Consider the following 21,175-nt stretch of genomic DNA (forward strand, 5'->3'; position numbering starts at 1 on the left):
TGCGCCAACAATCAATCGTTCATTGGGAATGAGTACCCGCCATGCGCACCAGAATGCTGACCACTTCTGCCTTAACATTGATCCTGCTGACCGGCGCAAGCCTGAGCCAGGGGATGGCGCAATCATCCGGCAGTTATCTCGCGCTGGGGGCGGGCTTTGACTTTCAAAACGAAGCCGATCTTGATGGCAGCGGCATAGACAGCACGATGGACATCGATACCGGTTGGGCCGGGCTGTTTGCCTATGGGTACCGCTATGATCCTAACTGGCGCGCCGAGATCGAGTTTTCTTATGCCAATGCGGACGTGGATTCGATCAGTGGCGGCACGGATCCGGCTGGGGATGTTGCGATTTTCGCCGGCATGGCAAATGCGCTTTATGATTTCCAGACTGACAGCAAATTCACCCCCTATGTCGGGCTGGGTCTCGGTCTCGCGCAGGTCGATTATTCCGGCGTCACACCAGTAGGCGGCAGCCGGATAGATGATCGGGATACGGCATTCGCTTTTCAGGGGATCCTGGGGGTTGCTTATGACATGGGCGACGGTGTCTCTCTGACCGCCGATTACCGGCATCTGAGAACCACGGATCTGGATCTCCGCAGTGATAACGGCACCAGGGTCGACAGTGACTATGCTGACAATCGTTTCATGATCGGCTTCCGCTGGTCGCTTGGGGTGCCGGATGCGCCCGCAGCGGAGCCGGCACCAACGCCGGTGGTACAGGCCCAACCGGCACCGGAACCCGCGCCGGAACCTGCCCCTGAGCCAGTGGTGGTGCCCAATACCTATCTGGTTTTCTTTGACTGGGACAGCGCCTCGCTGCTGCCGGGCTCGGCCGCTGTGGTTGAAGAGGCCGCGGCCAATGCGGGCAGGGCCAATATCACGCGCATCGTTACCACCGGCCATGCAGACAGTTCCGGTTCTGATGCTTATAACTTACGGCTCAGCAAACGCCGGGCGGAGGCTGTCAAAGCAGCCCTGGTCGGTCTGGGAATTCCGGAAAGCGAGATTGACGTTCAATGGAAAGGGGAGCGTGAACCCCTGGTGCCGACAGAAGATGGCATCCGCGAGCCGCAGAACCGGCGTGTGGTGATTGATTTCAGCGGAAGCTGAGACCAGAATCGTTTTCCCCTTAGGAAAATCAACCGGGCCCCGTTCATCAAAATGGGGTTAATTGGATTGGGAGATCAGCAGTTCCGTGCCACAGACGGCGACGCCGTGTTGCTGGCTGAAGGGGTGTGCGGCGGCAAAGTCGGATAATTCACCTTCGGGCAAGGCTATGGTCTGACTGATCAGGCTGGTGGCGTTGTCGCAATAGTCTGCGTTACGCAGACTGCGCATGGAAGCTTCGTTGGCCAGGCGGGTGATAAACCGGTTCAAGCGCTTTTCCGCATTCTTGCCATGTATCCGGTTGAATGTGCGTTTCAGCTCTTTGCCCTGATCGACAAATTCATCTTTGAATTTGCTGATGATCTTGTTGTAGCCCGCGCGTTCTTTACAGGTGAGTGCCGCGACCATCAATTCTGTCTGGAACAGACGGGTTTGCAAGGCAGGAAGCTCCGTCTGCTTGACGCAGATCTCAGCCAGAGCCGTACTGAAGGGCAGGCAGGACATCAACAGGACCGCGCAACCTCTGGAAAAGGAGGCAGAGTTTTCCAAAACAGCACGGAATGCCAAGACCTTCTCCCTCCTGATTGCTGTGTGAAAATCAAGTTCTCTTACTATCTCACGCCTGGAAACGCGAGGCAATATAATGCGTGCAGGCATATTAGGGAAGAGAAACGGTCGTTTCAACCGGGGCAGCGGTTGAGGCTGGCCGGTTCCAGATCGTCCGGGAACTGAAACCGGTCCAGAATCCGGGCGATGGTGCCGTCTTCCAGCATTGCCTTATGATGCCGGTTGATTTGCTCAACCAAGGCGGCCCCGTCCTTGATCGCCCGGGAAATTGGTAAATGCAGGATGTTGCAGCTATGGGCCGGCTCCGCAATGGTCAGGTCATTCGCAAACCCGGCGATATCCGGATCGCTGATGACCAGATGCCGCAGCATCAGGCGGTCGATCAGAATGGCATCGACCCGGCCAAAAAACGCCATTTTCAGGCCGCGGGGATAATCATTGAACGGATCGACCTGATAGCCTTTTTCCGTCAAGGAATCCTGGAGGGAGGTGCCGCGCAATGCGCCGACCAGATTGTTGTCCGTCTTCGGAAAGGCTGTGTCCTGTTTGTGGACAAAGACCATCTCCAGCCTTCCGATGGCTTCGGTATAATGATAGTCACCTTCACGCTCTGCGGTCTTGAAGGCCCCCAAAATACCGGTGTAGGAGCCGACTTTGGTGCCTTCCAATGCCCGTCTCCAGGGCACATAGGCAATTTTTAACTGATGACCCGACCGGTGCAGGGCCTCGCGTGTGATGGCGGCCAGTAATCCGTCTTCCGGCATGTGGGCAGAGGCATAAGGGATATAATCGACACTGGCAAAAACGAGGGTCTCCGCCTTGGCAGCGAAGGAAACCAAACAGAAGACGAAAGTTGTCAAAATCCGTTTCTTCATGATCCCGGCCCGGTCTGTTACGGTCTCAGGATAGTTGAAAAGGATATTGGATGCCAATGATTTAGCCGATTGGTGCAAAAGAAAAGCCGCCGGAATATTCCCATTCCGGCGGCCTTGCTTTTCTGCGCTTAAGAAATCCGGATCTTAGGATTTCATGCGTGCGTTGGTCGGGTCGTAGAGTGCTTTCATGCCAACGCCTTCGACAATGATCGGGAATTTCTGGTTGAAATACTCGATCTCCAGGGTGCGGCCTTCCTCACAGTAATCGTGCGGCAGGTAACCCATCGCGATGTTTTTGCCGACGGACGGGCCATAGGCAAAGGAGGTGGTGTAGGAACGACGGCCCTTGCCATCGATCAAAACCTCATTGGTTTTCGGATCGATGATCGGACAGTTGCCCATCATGAAGCGGGCGACGCCGTCTTTATCGATATTGTCGGTGACCGACATGGTGCAGAGCATGGCAACCTGGTTGTCCAGCGCGCGCTGGGCAATGTTGGCTTCCTTGCCGCGGAAGTCAGCGGCCTTAACCTTCGGACGGGCCAGGCCGGCTTCCAGAAGGTTGTAGTGGCTGAGCAGGTCCGCATTCTGCAGACGCAGGCTTTTCTCCAGACGGCGGCTGTTGGCATAGGTTTCAACACCAATGGGCGTGATGCCGACTTCGCGGAACATATCCCACAGCGCCAGGCCGTAAGACATGGAGAAGTGCAGCTCCCAGCCCTGCTCACCTACGTAGGAGATGCGGAAACCTTTGACCGGAATGCCGCGCAGGGTGAAGTCCTTGCAGGCACCAAAGCCGAAATTGTCGATATCCAGGAATTCCGGACGATCGGCCAGTTTCTGCAGGGTCGCACGGGCATTGGGGCCCCAGACACCGATACAGCCGTAATGGTCGGTCCGGTCCTCAACAAAGACATCCCAGCCCTTGTCCTGGGCCATGCGGCGCAGATAGGTGGCGTCACGGTTGCCCGCGTCCCCGCCGTCGATCATCTGGAAGCGGTTTTCGCCCAGACGCAGCACGGTCAGATCCGCGATCACGCCGCCCTGGTCATTGAGGAAGTTGGTGTAGACCCCTTTGCCGATGGCGGTGTCACCAGCGACTTTGGAGGAGGATACATATTCCATCAGGTCGGCCGCATTGGAACCGGTGATGTCATAGATGGCAAAGTGAGACAGGTTCACCATGCCGACATTCTCGGACAATTCCAGATGCTCGGCATTGGAAACACGCCAGAAATGACGGTTGTCCCATTCGTTCAGACGCTCTGGGATGCGGTCAGCGTATTTTTCCAGCAGATGATCGTTGCAGGCATAGCCGTGCGCGCGTTCCCAACCGGCGATTTCCATGAAATGCCCGCCCAGTTCCTTTTCACGCAGGTAATAGGGCGCGGTCCGCAGGTTACGGCCAAGGCCATAGGGCTCGCGGGCATGGACCGGCGGGTTGTAGATCTTGAACGCGGTCTCATAGCAGCGGTCATAGATGTATTTTTCCGATTTCTGGATCGGATAATAGCGGGCATAGTCGATTGGCGCATGGTCGATTTCGGTCTCACCGTCGGTCATCCAGTCGGCGATCACCTTACCGGTGCCGGGGCCGTCTTTGACCCAGACGGATACGCCGTACCACAGGCCGCGCACATCCGGGGATTCGCCGATGGACGGGCCGCCGTCAGCGGTCACCTGCAGCAGGCCGTTGAAGGAATGCTTTTCGTTGTACCCAAGCTCCGCGAGGATCGGGGTCAGCTCCATGGCGCGTTCCAAAGGCTCGATGACCTGTTCCATTTCCAAATCGCGCTGGGACGGGGAGAGGCGTGCCTCTTCCTTTTCCAGGATGTCGCGCGGATGAACCAGGCGGGGTTCTTTTTCTTCGTAATAACCCCATTCGATCTGGCCGCCCTCGGTGGTGCCGGCGGCACCGGTATCACGCAGGTAAGCGGAGTTGCCCTGGTCACGGAGCAGCGGATAACCGATTTCCTTGCCGGTGCCTTCGAACTCGTCGTAGGGCCCGAAGAAGGTCAGCGGATGGTCAACCGGCATGACCGGCAGATCTTCGCCGGCCATTTCGGCGATCAGGCGGCCCCACAGGCCGGCGCAGACCACGACATATTCACAGGCGATATAGCCTTTTTCGGTGTGAACGCCCTTGATGCGGCCGTCTTCGATGTCGAGGCCGGTGCAGGAGCAGTTCGGAATGGTTTCCAGCTTGCCGGTGGCTTCGGCTTCCAGGATCATCTCGCCGGAGACGGTCTGGGACCGCGGGGTGACAAGGCCGGCGTCCGGGTCGTACAGCGCGCCCTGGATGACGGTCTCGTCGATCAGGGGCATCATTTCCTTGGCTTCTTCCGGGGTGATCATGCGCACGTTGGAGCCGAAAGCCCGGCCGGAGCTGACACGGCGCTCAAGCTCGCCCATGCGCTCGTCATCATCCTTGCGCGCAACCTCGATGCCACCGATCCGCTCATAGCGGCCGCGGGCTTCGAAGAAGTCGATGGAATATTTCGTGGTGTAGACCGTCATCTGGTCATGGGCGGTCATGAAGCAGAAGTCGGATGCATGACCGGTGGAACCGATATCGGTGGGGATCGCAGATTTGTCGATCCCGATGATGTTGTCCCAACCCCGTTCGATCAGGTGATGGGCAACTGACGCCCCGACGATGCCGCCCTGTCCGATGATAACGACCTTCGCGCTTTTGTTAAACTGCGCCATAGATACCGTCTCCGTATTAGAAGATTTATTTGAATAGTTTGCCGCAACGATTGACGTCGGCGTCCCGCCCGGTGCGGGGTTTCCCGCTTGAATATCCGACACGCTGCGTCATCTGACCCAGAAAACTATACTGGCGATTGTCTCAAGACTTAAAGCCTGACGACATTTTCTTTTGATTGAGCGGACTCGGGTGATCCGGTGCGGAGCTGTTTTGCTTCCCGGCTTCGCCTGAAGCTCAGCCGGATCTGTTTTTCCCCTTCAATGACGACAAACAACAGAATACCGGTCAATAGGATAAGCAATCCATCAACAAGGGGAACCGATTGCGTGCCGAAGAGCTTTTGCAGCGGCGGCAGATAGGTCATGGCAAACTGGGCTGCCGTGACGGTCAGCACAGCGATCCATACCGCCCTGGTGCCCTTGATCGCATCCAGGGACAGCGAGCTGCCATGGATGTTGCGGATGAAAAAGAGGTTGAAGATCTCCATCACGACCAATGTGTTCAATGCCATGGTTCGGGCCAGTTCCAGGGAATAGCCCTGTGCCAGTGCGTAATTATAGATGCCAAAAACGCCGCCCAGAAACAGCAGGGATACCAGAATGATATACCAGGCCAGTTCTGCACTGAGGATGGATTCCCCTTTGGGGCGGGGCGGGCGGCGCATGGTGTTTTTTTCGGTCGGCTCAAAGGCCAGCGCCACTCCCAATGTCACTGCCGTGATGAGATTGACCCAGAGGATCTGGATCGGGGTGATCGGCAGGGTCATGCCAAAGAGAAGGGCGACGATGATGGTCATGGCCTCGCCCGCGTTGGTGGGCAGGGTCCAGCTGATGACCTTTTTGATATTGTCGTAAACCGTGCGGCCTTCGCGCACGGCGGCAGCGATGGAGACGAAATTATCATCCGCCAACACGAATTCGGCGGCTTCCTTGGCAGCCTCACTGCCTTTCAGGCCCATGGCGATCCCGGCATCGGCCCGTTTGAGCGCCGGGGCGTCATTCACGCCATCCCCGGTCATCGCCACCGTCATGCCCCGTGACTGGAGCGCCATCACCAGGCGCAGTTTATGTTCCGGACTGGTCCGGGCGAAAATGTCGGTTTCTGCCACGGCGGCCGACAGAGCCTGATCGTCCATCCGGTCCAGGTCCGCACCGGTCAGAACCCTGTCGGGATTGTTCAGGCCGACCTGGCGGCCAATGGCGGCGGCGGTGCCCTGATGATCGCCGGTGATCATTTTCACTCTGATTCCGGCCCGATGGCATTCTGCCACCGCGTCGATCGCATCCTGCCGGGGCGGATCAATCAACCCGACCAGGCCGATCAGCGTTAGTTCCTGCTCCACATCCGCATAGTCGAGAGTGGTCTTGGTCTTGTCGACCGGCTTCACCGCCAGGGCCAAGACCCGCTGGCCACGTGAGGCGATGGCCTCAGCCTCCTGTTGCCAATAGCCCAGATCCAACGGGCCTTTGCCATCACCGGCAATGCGCTGATGACTGCACATGGACAGGATTTTTTCCGGTGCGCCCTTTACGGCGATGAATGCGTTTCGTTCATGATCGTGATGGAGGGTTGCCATGAAACGATGTTTGGCATCAAAGGGGATGGTGTCGGTCCGGGGCAAGCCTGATAACTCCCTTTTGGGATCCATGCCAAGTTTGCCGGTCAGCGCCAGCAAAGCGCCTTCCATGGGGTCACCCTCCACGATCCAGGTTTCATCCCGTTTTTGCAGGACGGCATCATTGCATAAGGTGGCGATGCGGCCGATTTCGCGTAAGGGGTCATGTTCGCTGAGGCTGACTTCGGTATTGTCCAGGTGGATTGTGCCGCGCGGCTCATAGCCGCGCCCCCGGAGAGAAAACAGATGCTGGTCGGTCACGACAGAAACCACCATCATCTCGTTGCGGGTGAGGGTGCCGGTTTTATCGGAACAGATGACCGAAACCGATCCGAGTGTTTCTATAGCGGGTAAGCGGCGCACGATGGCATTACGCCGGGCCATGGCCTGAACCCCGAGTGCCAGTGTGATGGTAAGGACAGCAGGCAGACCCTCGGGAATGGCGGCGACAGACAAACCAACCACTGCCATGAAAATCTCTGCAAAGGGCAGGTTTACAACCACATGGCCATAAACGAGCAGAAGCATGGCAATCGCCAGGATCACCCCGGTCAGCCATTTTGCAAACCGATCCATCTGCAAGATCAGCGGTGTTTTCAGGGTTTCGACCCTGGCCAACAGGCGACTGATACGGCCAATTTCCGTCTCTGCGCCCGTTGCGGTGACGACACCGCGGCCCAGTCCGCTAGAGACAAGCGTGCCGCTGAACGCCATGCAGGTCCGGTCCCCCAGGGCAGCATCCGGGTCAACAGAGGAAACCTGCTTGTCGACCGGCAGGGATTCACCGGTCAAGACAGCCTCCTGAACCTGCAGGCCATGAGCGACCGTGAGCCGCAGGTCAGCCGGGATTTTCTCTCCGGCTTCCAGCAGGACGATATCGCCGGGCACAAGCGTTTCGGCATCGACGGTATGGCGCTCACCATCACGCAGAACCGATGCCCTGGGGGCCAGCATCTGACGGATGGCGTCCATTGCCCTTTCCGCCTTGCCTTCCTGCAGATAGCCAATCACGGCATTGATCAGGACCACAGCGGCTATGACCGATGTGTCGAACAGATGGCCCAGCAGGCTTGTGATGGCGGCGGATGCCAAGAGCACATAAATCAGAATATTGTGGAATTGCGACAGGAAACGCCGCCAGGCCGGACGTTTTGGCGGGGCGGGAAGCCGGTTTGGGCCAAATTTACCAAGGCGGATGGATGCGGTCTCCTCCGCCAAACCGGCGGGGGTGGATTGTAGTTTCACCAAGGCGGCTTCCGCTGGATCGCAATGCCAGCGAGCTGTCCGGTTGTGTTCCTGCATGCCCGTCATCTCTTTTGCCCCGCAGCCGATCTCACACAATCACAGAGGGAGAATAGTAGGAGGACGGGCGCTTTTATAAGCTGACCTGGATCAATCTTTTATGAAAATATTTTGACCCGCCTTGGCCCATGCATGACAGCCGACCGCCAGATTCGGTCCAAAGGAAGATCTAGGGGTCGATCCCAAAATCCTTCGCGACCCGAACCAGCGTCTGCTGGACCGTCGCATAGCCGTAATGGTCTCGTATCTTGTAGAGATAATATCGGATTGACCGGACGGGAATGGCGGTGATGATGGAAATTTCTTCCATGGTCTTACCGGCGATCGCCCATTTCAGGGTTTCCATTTCCTTGTCGCGGAATTTGGGTTTGGGCGGCGACATTTTCGGATGGCTGTCGTCATTGGCTCTGTCCGGCCGGCGCCAGAGGCTGGATAGCAGGCTGGCCAATTGCACGAAAACACCCATCTCCCGCTCCCGGACCTTGCGTCCCAGGGCGAAATTGATGGTCGAGATGATCTTGTTAGGATCGCTGACCGGCAGTGGCACGCAGACCGAATCCTGGTTGACTATGCCCGCCACATTGGCATTTTCCGAATAAAGGAATTCCAGGAAAGGGCGCTCGTCGCGCGGTAATTGCGAATAGGCATAGGGTTGTCCCATGCGCAGGGCGGTGCCGGAAAAACTGGTGTCATCCTCATAGGGGGGCGTTAGCGGGCTGCTTTTATGCGCTGCCCCCAGATCATCCAAGACCGCCCGGCTGTATTCATCGGTAAGGAAAATTTTGTTGACCCGGACCTCGTCCCTGTCCTTGCCGTTATGCGGGGCCAGAAGACGGTCTTTCCAGGTGACGGCCTGAATGCCGTGACGCTGGAAGAAAGAGCGTATTTTCGCGTCCGTTTCGGGGCCCTGTTCAAGGGCTGCCAGTGATTTCCAGAGAATGCTGTAGGCTTCGAAAAACTGCCCAGGCACAAATTGACCGGGCAGGAGCTGATTATAAACCGCACCCATACTAACCATCCAAATTCTAACACCTACCGCCCAGGACACTATAATCGGATTTGGGGGGGAATTACCACCAGTGAAACAGCGGAAACAAAACTCTGTGCATGGTTGCCTGCCTGGTCAAAGCCGACTAGCCTTTCAAAATCGGTAAAAAAGACGGTGTGATCAGATGCTTACCATTATCTCCTGGTTGGATATCATCGGGGTGGCCATCTTTGCGGTCACCGGTGCTCTGGTCGCGTCCAGAAAGCAGATGGACATTGTCGGCTTTGTCCTGATTGCCACCTTCACCGGCATTGGCGGTGGCACGATCCGGGACCTTTTGGTCGGGGCAACCCCGGTTTTCTGGGTGAAGGAGCCGCTCTATCCGCTGACCTGCCTGGCCAGTGCGGTGATCGTTTATTTTACCGCCCATTTCTTTGAAAGCCGCTATCGAGTGCTGCTGTGGCTGGATGCGTTGGGTCTGGCCATGTTCTGCATCACGGGGGCTGCCAAGGCCCTGTCTTTGGGGGTGCATCCGGGCATTGCCATGGTTCTGGGCATGATTTCGGCAACCTTTGGCGGGCTGGTGCGGGATGTGGTTTGCAACGAGATCCCCTTGATCATGCGGCGCGAGATCTATGCGATTGCCGCCGCGCTCGGCGCCGTGCTCTATGTTGGGCTGGTACAGCTGGATCTCCCGGTCGGTATTCCGGCCCTGATCGCCTTCCTGGCGGCGTTCGGCCTGCGCGCTTCCGCCCTGGTCTGGGGCTGGGGCTTTCCGGTCTATAAAGCACGACCGGGCCGGGATTATCCAAACGAATAAAAAAGCCCCGCCGGCGAACCAGCGGGGCTCCAAGTGGTGGGAGAGCAGGGATCATTCCATCCGGCTGACGGCGTAGGTTGACCGTTCAAGCCAAGCGGGGTTGATCTCCACCCCCCAGCCGGGGGTTTCTGTCACGGTGGCCATGCCATCGGTGATTTTGTAGGGGTCTTCGGTAAAGAGGCCATATTGCCAGGGGTAATAATCCTCAACCTCGATGTTGAATTCGAGATATTTGCCGGCATTGGGAATCGCGCGCAGCAGATGCATGGTAAACAAGGTCACCATGGACCAGTTGGCGGCGTGCGGTGTGCAGGGCATGCCCGCTTCCTCGGCCATTTTTGCGACTTTGAGCGTGCGCGACAGCCCACCCAGGTAACAGATATCGGGCTGCACGATATCAACCACTTTGGTTTCGATCATCTGTTTCCAGACCGCCAGCTCACAATCCTGCTCACCGCCAGTGACATCGATATCCAGCGCGGCCGTTACTTCTCTGGTCTGGTCATGCTCCCAATAGGGGCAGGGTTCTTCATAATGGCTGATGCCCCATTCCTGAAGCATATGGCCTACGTCAATGGCCTTTTTCGGGGAATAACAGCTATTGGCATCCACCAATAGGGCGATCTTGTCGCCCATCGCCCGGCGCATGGTCGGCACGATCTCTTCCGTGCGGCCCGGCCATTCATCCCGGTCGCGGCCAACCTCTGCCCCGATGCGGAATTTGAAAGCGTCAAAACCCTTTTCATCGCGCAGCCGCACCAGGCGGTCCGCCTCATCCTTTGGCGTGATGTCGCGCTTCATGGAAGACCCGTAGGCACGGACCTGTCCCGGTGTGCCGCCGATCAGTTCGCAAACCGGCTTTTCTTCCATCCGGCCACGCAGATCCCACAGCGCGGTCTCCACACCGCCCAGCGCCCGGTAAATATAGGAACCTGGGAATTTATGCTCGCGCTCGGGAATCAACCGGATCAGTTCCTCTATATCCAGGACATCCAGGCCCAACGCATGGGGCGCCACCTGGCGGTGCAGCACCTGGGCGGTGATGTCGGCATGATAAGGGGCGGTCTGGCCCCAGCCGTGGCGGCCGTCATCGCTGGTGACACGGACGAAGCAGACGTCCCGTGTGGTGAAGGTTTCAATGCAGGAGATTTTCATTGCAGGCCACTCATTCGGTTACCGGCTTGGCGGGATAGGGGCACAAGCCTCATTGTTTCCAGAATATGAAATATTGGTTTCAAAAATAGATCCATTGTGACAAATCGACGATACCAATTATAATTAGGCATAGATTGTATTCGGTTTTAAGGTCATCCCCATGAAATATTCCGGCGGTGCGCTGCTTTCTTCCATCCGGCTCGAACACGGGGCGGATAAAAACCTGAACGCCCAACTTTACATGGCGATCCGGGATGTGATTTTGTCCGGCGGGGTGAAGGCTGGGGAACGCCTGCCGGCCAGCCGGACGCTGGCCAATGAATTGGGCATATCCCGGACCACGGTGATTAATGCGCTGGACCGGCTGATGGCGGAGGGCCTTTTGGAGGCCAGGCAGGGGGCCGGTACCTATGTCAGCGAGGCAATGAATGCCGAACGCCCGGCACCGGGGCCGACGCCACAACGTACCATCGCGGACAAGGAGCCGCGCCTGTCCCATACGGCGCACCATTTCACCAAACATTTCACCCCGCGCAACCAACTGCCGACACAGGCACGTGCCTTTGTTACCGGTTTGCCGTCCTTTGATACCTTCCCGATGGCGCAATGGTCGAAACTGGCCGCTAAACATTGGCGCAATGACCGTAATCTGGTCATGGGCTATGGCGACCCACGGGGCGATCCGGCCCTGCGCCGGGCCATTGCGTCGCACGTCAATGCCAGCCGTGGGATCCAATGTGACCCGGATCAGATCTTCATCACAGGTGGCGCACAGCAGGCCTTCCAGATGATCGGCGCGATGCTGTTGAATCCGGGAGACCGGGTCTGGTTCGAAAATCCCGGTGCGATCGGGGCGAAAAATTCCCTGCTGTCCTGTGGGGCGGATCTGGTGCCGGTGGATGTGGATGACGAAGGGATATCCGTGGCGGACGGGCTGGAAAAAGCCCCGCATTTCCGCATGGCCTTTGTCACACCGTCCCATCAGCAGCCGCTGTCCATGGTGATGAGCCTGCGCCGTCGCTTTGCCTTGCTGCAGGCGGTAGAAGAAGCGGATGCCTGGGTCATCGAGGATGATTATGACAGCGAGTTTTATTTTGGTGGTCAGCCCCTGCCGACCCTGAAAAGCGTCGATACCACCGGCCGTGTGATCTATGTCGGCACCTTTTCGAAATCCCTGTTCCCCGCCTTGCGCGTGGGGTTCATTCTCTCTCCGCCCAGCCTGGTGGAGATGTTCGAGCGGGTATCAATTTCGTCGCAATCAGGAATCGCCAACAGTTTGCAGGCGACCATTGCCGATTTCATGGATGAAGGTTTTTTTGCAACCCATATCCGGCGCATGCGCCAGGTTTATGCGGAACGGCATGAGGCCCTGATCACGGCGGCCCGGGACAAACTGGACGGGCTTTTGGATGTGCGGCGGACCTTGAGCGGCCTCCATACGGTGGGTTATCTGGCCGAAGGCCTGGATGAGGGCGAGGGAGCCCGCCTGCTGGATGAGGCCGGGATCGCGGTTTCCCCCTTCGCCCGCTATTGCCTGTCCCCGATCGACAGACAGGGCTTTGCCCTTGGCTTTGGGGCGGTCAATCCCCAGGAAATCGGGAGCGGTGTCGCCCGGCTAGCGGAAACCCTCAGGACTCTGCAACGCAACAAATCCTTACGTTAAGCGGAAAAATAAATTGGTATCGTCATTTATCTAGAATGGATATATTTTAGAAACCAATGAAGTAATAGGCTTCTAATAGGGATCAAAAATACCGGCCCGGAATGCGGACGATCCGAAAACAAGAAACCGGTAAACCGGGCAAAAAACAAGCGTTTAACAGGGAGTGAATCAAATGAAGAGAACAGTTCTGAGCGGCGTGGTTGCGGCCGCGCTGCTGGCTGCGGGTACATCCGCCAATGCGGAAACCCTGCGTCTTCTGACCTGGGGCAGTTATGCGCCGGAAAAAGTCATCGAGATGTTCGAGGAGAAATATCCCGACATCGAAGTGGAAGTGACCTTCTCCAACAATGAAGAGATGATTTCCAAGCTGCGGGCCACCGGCGGTGCCGGTTTCGACCTGGCCCAGCCCAGCCATGACCGCGTTCATGCGGCGCAGTTGGAATACAATATCTACAAGCCGTTGGATATTTCAAAGATCAACACCGCCAATATGGACCAGACCCTGTTGGCCGGCGTGAAAACCAACACCACCATTGAAGGCGATCTTTTCTCGGTCCCGCATCAATGGGGAACCTCTGGCCTAATGGCGGATAAATCCAAAGCGCCGAATTTCTCCAGCTGGGCGGATCTTTGTAACCCGGAATATCAGGGCAAGACCTCTATGCGCCTGAAGCGCACGATCCTGCTGGGTACCGCCTTTGCCATGGGCGAAGATCCGTTTGCCGCCTATTCAGACCTGAAGAAATATCAGTCCATCCTGGACCGGGTGGCCGACAAGCTGATCGAGTGTAAATCGAATATCAAGGCCTATTGGAAAGGCGGGGATGATCTTTCCAGCATGATGCTGTCCGGCGAGATCGTGGCGTCTGAAACCTGGGATTCCACCGCATATAAGTTGTTTGACCAGAATAAGAACATCGTCTTCATTCCGCCGAAGGAAGGCGCATTGGCCTGGATCGACACCTTCACCCTGCCACGCAAGGGCAAGGCGGATGACGCGGCCTATAAATGGATTAATTTTGTCATGCAGCCGGACATCGTGCCGCTGGTTTCCGGCAGTTCCGGTGCCATTGCCGCAGTCAACGGTGGTGTTGATTTGATGCCGGAAGACAAACGCGCCGCCGTTAAGGCCGCCTTTGATGACGCGGCCATCGCGAACCTGAAATTCTTCGCCAATATCCCGCCGGGCATCGAAGATATGGAAGGCAAGACCCTGGAGAAAATCAAGGCAGCCACCGGCGGCTGACACCCCTGATCCCAGTCAATTACCTGCAGGGGAGGTCGCTTCGGTCCTCCCCTCCCTTTTTTCTGTCTTGAGTAAGGTGCCATGGAATACGATCTCACCTGCGAATCCGTCTGCAAAAAATTCGGTGAATTTACTGCTGTCGACGATGTCTCTTTCCAGATCCCGAGCGGGTCCTTCTTTTCAATCCTCGGCCCGTCGGGATGTGGCAAGACCACATTGATGCGTATGATCGCAGGCTTTGAGAGCACCACCAGCGGGGATATCAAGATCAAGGGTAATTCCGTGCTTTCCCTGCCGCCGAACAAGCGCAATGTGAAGATGGTGTTCCAGCATCTGGCATTGTTCCCGATGATGAATGTGTTTGAAAATATCGCTTATGGCCTGCGCTGTCAGGGCGTTGGCAAGGAAGAGATCAAGCGCAAGGTCCAGGATGTGTTGGAACGGGTCAGCCTGCCGGATGTGGGGAGCAAGGAAATCAGCCAGCTTTCCGGTGGCCAGAAACAACGTATTGCCATTGCACGCTGCATGGTTCTGGACCCGGATGTCCTGTTGCTGGATGAACCGCTGGGCGCGCTGGACCTGAAATTGCGCGAAAGCATGAAGATCGAGCTGAAGCTCTTGCAGCATCAGTTCAACACCACCTTTATCTATATCACCCATGACCAGTCGGAAGCCCTGGTCATGTCGGATAATGTGGCGGTGATGAACCAGGGCCGGTTCGAACAGATCGGCACCCCGCAGGCGCTGTATCACAAGCCGGCCTCCGCCTTTGTTGCGGGTTTTGTCGGTGATGCCAACCGCTGGTCCGGGCGAGTGGTAGAAGGTGCTGACGGCGCGGTGAAGGTCCAAACCGATGGGGGCCTTTCACTGGTCGGCACAGCTGCCGGCGGCAGTCTTTCCGGCAGCGGCACCGATGTTGAGATTTTTGTGCGTCCGGAATTTATCACGGTTGCGCGCGCGAAAGGCGATGCCCCGGCCCAGGTTAACGGCCAGAACCATCAGCGTGGCGTGGTGGACAGCCTTTTGTTCAACGGTGCCAACAGCCGGGTCCTGGTGCGTTCTACCAACAACCAGCTGATCGAGGCGGATTTCCTGCTGACCGGAGGCACGGACGATCTGAAACCGGGCGATGCGGTGGACCTTTCCTGGTCGATTGAGCGCAGTGCCTGTTTCCAGGCGGCCAGAGGCTGACGGGGGTTCCATGGACAAGGATATCAAAAGGCTCAGCCTGATCCTGCTGATGGCGCCCTTTGCGCTGTGGATCCTGCTGCTGATTATCATTCCCCATGTGGGCATTTTCCTTCTCTCGCTCCGGGAGAAGATATCCTACAAGGAATTCACCTATGGCCTGGGGAACTATATCGAATTCCTGAACGAGCCGATTTATTGGAACACCCTTTTGCGCACCGGCTCCATGTCGCTGCTGGTGACCATTTTGGCGCTGCTGATCGGCTTCCCGGTCGCTTATTACATTGCCAAAGTGGCCCGTAAGAAAAGCAAGGGCGCCTTGTTCCTGCTCTGCCTGCTGCCCCTGTGGGTCAGCGAGTTGATCCGCACCTTTGGCTGGATCCTGCTGCTACGCGAGACCGGGGTGGTCTCCGGGTTCCTGCAAACAATCGGCATCATCGATCAACCGGTGGAATTCCTCTATAACGATGTCACTGTGATCATGGGGCTGGTATACACCGTCATGCTGTTCATGATCGTGCCGCTGGTCTCCACCCTGGACGGCATGGATGATGCCATGGTCGAGGCGGGTTATAACCTGGGCGGCAGCGGTTTCACTGTCTTGCGCCGGATCATCATTCCCTATGCCATGCCGGGCATTGTGGCCGGTTCCATTGTGGTCTTCATGCTGGCGGCAGGTAGCTACCTGACACCGATCCTGCTGGGCGGCAAGAATAGCAGCTGGTTCACCGAACAGATCTATGACCAGTTCATCACCCGCTATAACTGGGAATCGGGCGCAGCCTTCGGTTTCCTGCTGCTGGCATTCACCTCCATCGTTGTCTGGTTGGGCCTACGGCTCACCGGCCAGTCTCTGGCAACTACCGTGGCGAAGGACTGAGGCTATGATCAAGAATCCTGTATTTACCCTGGCCTATCGCTGCTACATCCTGGCCTTTTTCCTCTTCCTGGCGGCCCCGTTGGCGGCGGCGGGCATGTTTGCCTTCAATGATTCCCTGTTTCCGGCATTGCCCTGGCAGGGGTTCACGCTCGACTGGTTCTTTAATGACACCGAACCGAAACTGGGCATGTTCCATGATCGCAGATTGCTGCGCGGGCTCTATTATTCCTTCATTATTGCGAGTTGTGTCTCCCTGATGTCGGTTTTTGTCGGCACCTGCAACGCCTTCCTCTTCACCAGGGGCCAGTTTCCGGGCAAAGGCGTTCTTTACATCCTGATGGTGGTGCCGCTGGTGATCCCCGGTGTGATCCTGGGTATTTCCATCCTGGTGCTGGCCAGCACCATCGCCAATGGTGTGGAAGAAGCCTATGGCTGGGAATGGGATTTCCTGCGGCCGGGCCTGCCGCTGGTGGTTTTGGGACAGTTTTCCTTTGTCACCACGATCACCTCCCTGGTGATCACGGCGCGCCTGCAAAAGCTGGATTTCTCGCTGGAAGAGGCGGCCTTTAACCTAGGGGCCAAGCGGCTGCGCGTCTTGCGCACCATCACCCTTCCCTTCCTGAAACCGGCTCTGATCGCCAGCGGCCTGGTGGCTTTTCTGGTCAGTTTCGAAAACTTCAACACCACATTGATGGTGGTGGGATCCGAAGCACCGCTGACCGTCACCATGTTTGACCGCATGGTGAAGGTAGGCTCGACACCGGTTTTGAATGCGGTTTCCTTCTTCCTGATGATCGGCTCAGGGATCCTGGCGTTGGCCATGGTCTTTGCCCAGCGGAACAGCAAGTCGGAATAGGGGCAGATGGGTCAGTTTGACTTTGTTATTGTCGGGGCGGGCTCGGCCGGCTGTGTGCTGGCCAGCCGCCTGAGCGAGAATGGCAAATATTCAGTCTGTCTGTTGGAGGCGGGGGGATCGGATCTCAATTTCTGGATCCAGATGCCGATCGGTTATGGCAAGGCGTTTTATGATAAACGCATCAACTGGATGTACCAGACCGAGCCTGAACCCAATCTGGACAACCGGCGCAGCTATTGGCCCCGGGGCAAAGTGCTGGGCGGATCCAGTTCCATCAATGCCATGGTCTTCATCCGCGGCCAGGACCGTGATTATGATGAATGGCGTGATCGGGGCAATCCGGGCTGGGGCTATTCCGATCTTCTGCCCTATTTCAAGAAAATGGAAACGGCGGGCGATGGCGCGGATGATTGGCGCGGCGGCGACGGGCCATTGCATGTGACCGATCCCAGTGCCGATACCCACCCTATTTGTGAGGCCTTCATCAAGGCGGGCGGGGCGCTTGGCCTGCGCCATACCCCGGATTTCAACGGCGCGGATCAGGAAGGGGTCGGCCGGTATCAGATTACGGCCAAGGGCGGCATCCGTATGTCGGCCAGCCGGGCCTATCTCTGGCCGGCCAAAGGGCGCAAGAACCTGACCGTCATTAAGCATGCGCGGGCCAGGCGCATCCTGCTTGAAGGTAGACGGGCGGTTGGCATTGAATATGACTGCAAGGGCAAGCGGCAGGAAGTGCGTGCCGGGCGAGAGGTCATCCTATCGGCGGGCGCAATCAATTCACCGCAGCTTCTGATGCTTTCAGGCATCGGGGCGGGCGCGGTGTTAAAAGAACCGGGCCTGGATGTGCAGCTGGATAATCCAGCCGTCGGGCAGAATCTACAGGACCATCTGGCGCTGGATTATCTCTATAAGGCGAAAGTGCCGACCCTGAATGATCAGTTGCGGCCCTGGTGGGGCAAGCTGATGCATGGTATCCGCTATGTCCTGGCGCGACGCGGGCCGCTCTCTTTGAGCGTCAACCAGGCAGGCGGCTTCTATCGCAGCCGGGAGGGCCTCGACCGCCCGAACCAACAGCTGTTTTTCTCGCCCTTGAGCTATACCAAGGCCCCACCGGGTAGGCGTCCGCTGATGAACCCCGATCCTTTCTCGGGTTTCCTGTTGGCGACACAGCCAACCCGGCCGACCAGCCGGGGCCATCTGACCCTGGCCAGCGCCGATCCGGATGCGGCTCCAAGGATTTATCCCAATTATCTTTCCACGGATTTCGATATCCAGGAGATGTTGGAGGGCGCGGCTTTCCTGCGCAGGCTCGCGGCAGCACCGGGCCTGGCCGATGTGATTGAGGCGGAAATGGCACCGGGGCCGCATATTCAATCGGAAGAAGATCTTCTGGCCGATATCCGCGCGCGCAGCGGTACCGTCTTCCACCCGGTCAGCACATGCCGCATGGGACCGGCGGATCAGGGCAATGTGGTGGATGCGCGCCTGCGGGTGCATGGTCTTGGTAGTCTTCGGGTGGTGGATGCCTCCATCTTTCCCACATTGATCGCAGGCAATACCAATGCGCCCGCCATTATGGTGGGCGAAAAGGGTGCGGATTTGGTCCTGGAGGACCAGGCAGAGTGTAGGTTTTAAGCTCAGAAGGCTATGCCGGTGCTCTGTCATTTGTGACAATTGGATAACTTTCCAACCGCCGCTAAAATACGATTATGTGAAGAAAGGACAAAGCTATCCCAGAACGTTAGCCGAAGTCAGTTGATTGAGGGTGTCTTGAGATGAAACAGCAGGTCATTTTTCCCCCGTTGCGGCCGGGCCAAGGGATCGGAACCTTGGAAGAAATGGATTTCGATCGCCGTTCAGGCCCTGACCGGCGCGGTAACCGGCATGATCGGCGTGGCGAGCGGCCGCAGCCGTCCATTCAGGACCATGCTCAGAATGAACAGATCCGTGATTTTGGTGACCGCCGCCAGCCGATGAAAGAGGAACCGGCGATGATGGCACCTACTGCACTTATTGAGGCAGAGGCATCAATGAGTGCACGGGAACCACAAGATATCGATCACTTGCCGCCGCTTAGCCAGTTAGTGAAAATGATACTCGTTTCCGCTAATGATGACAGCATTTCCAACCATGACCTGAAGGTGGAGAACAACCTGTTGAAGGGGCTGATCAAACAGCTGATCACGGAACTTGATAACCGTCGTTCTGGTTGAACCTGTCTAATCAGAAAATATTGGGTAGGATCGCTCAGTTGCCTGCGATGTGAAAACCCTTTTCCGGGGCATAAGCCATATCCATATTCAGGATCGCGCTCCATTTCCGCGCGGCCTTTTCAAAAAAATCGCTGTTTTGCATATTCTGGAAGGTGTGCCGCCAGTTTTCGATTATTGCCTGTTCGGTGCCTTTAGACAGCATGATGAAGCTGGGCGCTTCGCGAAAAACCAGAGCGGGTTCGATGGAACCGGGATCGATGGCAAGCTCGCGGGTTATTGCCGGCATTTCAATGTCGGAAGAAATCCATAAATCAGTGCGGCCAAGACTGAGCTGTTTCAGGCCGAGCGGAAAACTGCTGGTTTGTGAGACCTCTGCGCCCTCCGCCAGGAACAGACGGGTGCGCCAATCCTCACGCATGCCGGAAATCATCAGACGCCGCTGCACCACATCGTCAATGGACCGGATATCAAAGTCGGATTCACGCCGTTTCCATAATATATGCTTCCGGCTGATGATGGGGCCGATGAAATGAAAGCCAAGATCAATGCGTTCCTGCGTGTGGCCTGCGGTGAAAATCACCACATTGGGGGTGGTTTTGGCAATCAGGAAGGCCCGTGGCCAGGGTCTCAGTTCTATTTTGACATCCAGGCCCTGGCGGTTGAGAATTTCCCGGATGATATCGATGGTGGTGCCGATCAGCTCGCCATTTTCCAGGTAATTGGCAGGCGGTTCCTCCGCCGTGACGATCCGGAGGCCGGTTTGATCCTGGGCCTGGGCCGGTAGATGTTGCGCGGTGTATAGGGCCAGACCAAGGATCATCTTGGCCAGCCAACCGGCTCGGCCGACGCTGAACTTGAAAATCACACCAAAGGCCATATTCAAGATAACATCCGTATATCCTTAAAAAAACACTCCCATATTTGATGAAGTTATAACTGATCGCAATGAAATAGTCCGGCAAAATAGAACGGAACCCGCAGCTCGCTGCTGCGGGTTCCTTGCCAGATAGTAAAAATGACTTTTCAGAATAACGGGTGGATCGAAAGCCCGGACCAAACAGTCAGCCGGGATAGGCGGTTTCCGGATCGATGCCGCAGGCTGTGATAAAATGTTTGACCTGTTGGACCTCTTCTTTGGGCAGGCTGTGTTTGGGCATGGCGAAGTTCACAGTGCGACCGTTTAAGGTGACATGAACCTTGCCGGCATGGCTGGTGCTGATATCCGCGCCCAGATCCCGCAACAGGCTTTCAACATCTTTCATTTTGATATTGGCACTGACCGGATGGGCAAAAAGCGCTTGCATGGTTTTTTTGTGGTGATGGTTCATGGCAGACCCCTTTATCTGGAAGTTTGTTTCTGGAATCAGGGTAGGGCGGACCAGGCGCGCAGGCCTTGATCCAGATCATCAGCGAGCGGGTTTTGCCAAAAATTTTGCCGGGCGATCGGGAAAAAATAAATCAAGGTATCTGGGTAAGAAACCGCTTGACATGGAAAATTGGTGCTTTTGCGCCGATTTCTGGTTAATTAGTTGTTATTGTTAAGGAAATAAGTCATGAAAAGGACATAATTGGTCGCAGATTTTGCCACATTGCGGCGAGAAAACAGCCACCGCCGGACGGGGCAGGATTATTCAAGTCCGCGAGACCGGCAATGAACCACAATGATCCAAATTCAAGGACCTAGAAAATGACCATGAAAACCTTCTTTGCTGTTTCCGCTGCTGCCATGATCGCTTCCTCCGCTGCTCTGGCGGGCGGTCTGGATTTCGAAACCACCGATCAGAATGCCGATGGTTTTGTCAGCTTCAAGGAAATCCAGGCTGTTGCAAAAGACATTACCGCTGAATCCTTCCTGGAAGCCGATGGCGACAAGGACGGGGTCCTGAGCACAGAGGAATTCTCTGCTCTGGTGAAATAAGGGCGCTCCCTCCCTTATTACCCATTACGATACCCCTTCCGGACCGGGACGTGCCTATTGACGCGTC

At 56.8% G+C, this 21,175-nt stretch carries 19 protein-coding genes; 11 read left to right on the top strand and 8 right to left on the bottom strand.

Going from position 1 to position 21,175, the window contains the following annotated elements; genetic code table 11:
- Window positions 1-41: 41 nt before the first annotated feature.
- On the top strand, window positions 42-1,115 hold the full coding sequence (locus tag DFP90_RS06420) for an OmpA family protein (protein ID WP_115935632.1): 1,074 nt from the start codon (window positions 42-44) through the stop codon (window positions 1,113-1,115).
- Between the two features lie 57 nt (window positions 1,116-1,172).
- On the opposite strand, the gene DFP90_RS06425 is transcribed toward DFP90_RS06420, so the two are convergent.
- From DFP90_RS06425 to DFP90_RS06445, 5 genes are all read right to left on the bottom strand, one after another.
- Complete coding sequence (locus tag DFP90_RS06425) at window positions 1,173-1,679, bottom strand: hypothetical protein (protein WP_115935633.1); 507 nt, start codon at window positions 1,677-1,679, stop codon at window positions 1,173-1,175.
- Between the two features lie 113 nt (window positions 1,680-1,792).
- The gene (locus DFP90_RS06430; RefSeq protein WP_115935634.1) at window positions 1,793-2,611 is read right to left on the bottom strand and encodes a substrate-binding periplasmic protein; all 819 of its coding nucleotides are present in this window, start codon (window positions 2,609-2,611) and stop codon (window positions 1,793-1,795) included.
- A gap of 87 nt (window positions 2,612-2,698) precedes the next feature.
- The gene (locus DFP90_RS06435) at window positions 2,699-5,263 is read right to left on the bottom strand and encodes a GcvT family protein (protein WP_115935635.1); all 2,565 of its coding nucleotides are present in this window, start codon (window positions 5,261-5,263) and stop codon (window positions 2,699-2,701) included.
- Between the two features lie 149 nt (window positions 5,264-5,412).
- Complete coding sequence (locus tag DFP90_RS06440; protein WP_115936092.1) at window positions 5,413-8,181, bottom strand: cation-transporting P-type ATPase; 2,769 nt, start codon at window positions 8,179-8,181, stop codon at window positions 5,413-5,415.
- A gap of 169 nt (window positions 8,182-8,350) precedes the next feature.
- Window positions 8,351-9,190 carry a helix-turn-helix transcriptional regulator gene (locus DFP90_RS06445; protein WP_115935636.1) on the bottom strand — a complete coding sequence of 280 codons (840 nt, stop codon included), beginning with the start codon at window positions 9,188-9,190 and terminating at the stop codon, window positions 8,351-8,353.
- Between the two features lie 163 nt (window positions 9,191-9,353).
- Between DFP90_RS06445 and DFP90_RS06450 the strand changes: the two genes are divergently transcribed.
- Complete coding sequence (locus DFP90_RS06450; RefSeq protein ID WP_115935637.1) at window positions 9,354-9,989, top strand: trimeric intracellular cation channel family protein; 636 nt, start codon at window positions 9,354-9,356, stop codon at window positions 9,987-9,989.
- A 51-nt stretch (window positions 9,990-10,040) separates the two neighbouring features.
- Here DFP90_RS06450 and DFP90_RS06455 read toward each other — a convergent pair whose 3' ends face one another.
- A complete protein-coding gene (locus DFP90_RS06455; protein WP_115935638.1) occupies window positions 10,041-11,144 on the bottom strand; it encodes a mandelate racemase/muconate lactonizing enzyme family protein in 1,104 nt (367 codons plus the stop codon).
- Between the two features lie 160 nt (window positions 11,145-11,304).
- On the opposite strand from DFP90_RS06455, the gene pdxR reads away from it, so the two are divergent.
- The 7 genes from pdxR to DFP90_RS06490 all read left to right on the top strand — a co-directional run bounded on the left by pdxR (window position 11,305) and on the right by DFP90_RS06490 (window position 19,190).
- Window positions 11,305-12,807, top strand: a complete 1,503-nt coding sequence (pdxR, locus tag DFP90_RS06460; RefSeq protein WP_115935639.1) for a MocR-like pyridoxine biosynthesis transcription factor PdxR — start codon at window positions 11,305-11,307, stop codon at window positions 12,805-12,807.
- A 172-nt stretch (window positions 12,808-12,979) separates the two neighbouring features.
- On the top strand, window positions 12,980-14,053 hold the full coding sequence (locus tag DFP90_RS06465; protein ID WP_115935640.1) for an extracellular solute-binding protein: 1,074 nt from the start codon (window positions 12,980-12,982) through the stop codon (window positions 14,051-14,053).
- An 81-nt stretch (window positions 14,054-14,134) separates the two neighbouring features.
- Window positions 14,135-15,244: an ABC transporter ATP-binding protein gene (locus DFP90_RS06470; protein WP_115935641.1), complete on the top strand. Its 1,110-nt coding sequence runs from the start codon at window positions 14,135-14,137 to the stop codon at window positions 15,242-15,244.
- A gap of 10 nt (window positions 15,245-15,254) precedes the next feature.
- Window positions 15,255-16,121, top strand: a complete 867-nt coding sequence (locus tag DFP90_RS06475) for an ABC transporter permease (RefSeq protein WP_115935642.1) — start codon at window positions 15,255-15,257, stop codon at window positions 16,119-16,121.
- A 4-nt stretch (window positions 16,122-16,125) separates the two neighbouring features.
- Window positions 16,126-16,977 carry an ABC transporter permease gene (locus DFP90_RS06480; RefSeq protein WP_115935643.1) on the top strand — a complete coding sequence of 284 codons (852 nt, stop codon included), beginning with the start codon at window positions 16,126-16,128 and terminating at the stop codon, window positions 16,975-16,977.
- A 6-nt stretch (window positions 16,978-16,983) separates the two neighbouring features.
- Window positions 16,984-18,612 (top strand): GMC family oxidoreductase, encoded by a 1,629-nt coding sequence (locus tag DFP90_RS06485; RefSeq protein WP_115935644.1) that lies wholly within the window; start codon window positions 16,984-16,986, stop codon window positions 18,610-18,612.
- Window positions 18,613-18,752: 140 nt separating this feature from the next.
- Window positions 18,753-19,190 (top strand): hypothetical protein, encoded by a 438-nt coding sequence (locus tag DFP90_RS06490; protein ID WP_115935645.1) that lies wholly within the window; start codon window positions 18,753-18,755, stop codon window positions 19,188-19,190.
- Window positions 19,191-19,224: 34 nt separating this feature from the next.
- Here DFP90_RS06490 and DFP90_RS06495 read toward each other — a convergent pair whose 3' ends face one another.
- The gene (locus DFP90_RS06495) at window positions 19,225-20,067 is read right to left on the bottom strand and encodes a substrate-binding periplasmic protein (RefSeq protein WP_115935646.1); all 843 of its coding nucleotides are present in this window, start codon (window positions 20,065-20,067) and stop codon (window positions 19,225-19,227) included.
- A gap of 184 nt (window positions 20,068-20,251) precedes the next feature.
- A complete protein-coding gene (locus DFP90_RS06500; RefSeq protein ID WP_115935647.1) occupies window positions 20,252-20,518 on the bottom strand; it encodes a hypothetical protein in 267 nt (88 codons plus the stop codon).
- Between the two features lie 65 nt (window positions 20,519-20,583).
- On the opposite strand from DFP90_RS06500, the gene DFP90_RS23335 reads away from it, so the two are divergent.
- Complete coding sequence (locus DFP90_RS23335) at window positions 20,584-20,715, top strand: hypothetical protein (protein ID WP_281269691.1); 132 nt, start codon at window positions 20,584-20,586, stop codon at window positions 20,713-20,715.
- 162 nt (window positions 20,716-20,877) lie between these two features.
- A complete protein-coding gene (locus DFP90_RS06505; protein ID WP_115935648.1) occupies window positions 20,878-21,108 on the top strand; it encodes an EF-hand domain-containing protein in 231 nt (76 codons plus the stop codon).
- Window positions 21,109-21,175 lie beyond the last annotated feature (67 nt).

This window comes from Aestuariispira insulae, assembly GCF_003385955.1.
Lineage (GTDB): Bacteria > Pseudomonadota > Alphaproteobacteria > UBA8366 > Aestuariispiraceae > Aestuariispira > Aestuariispira insulae.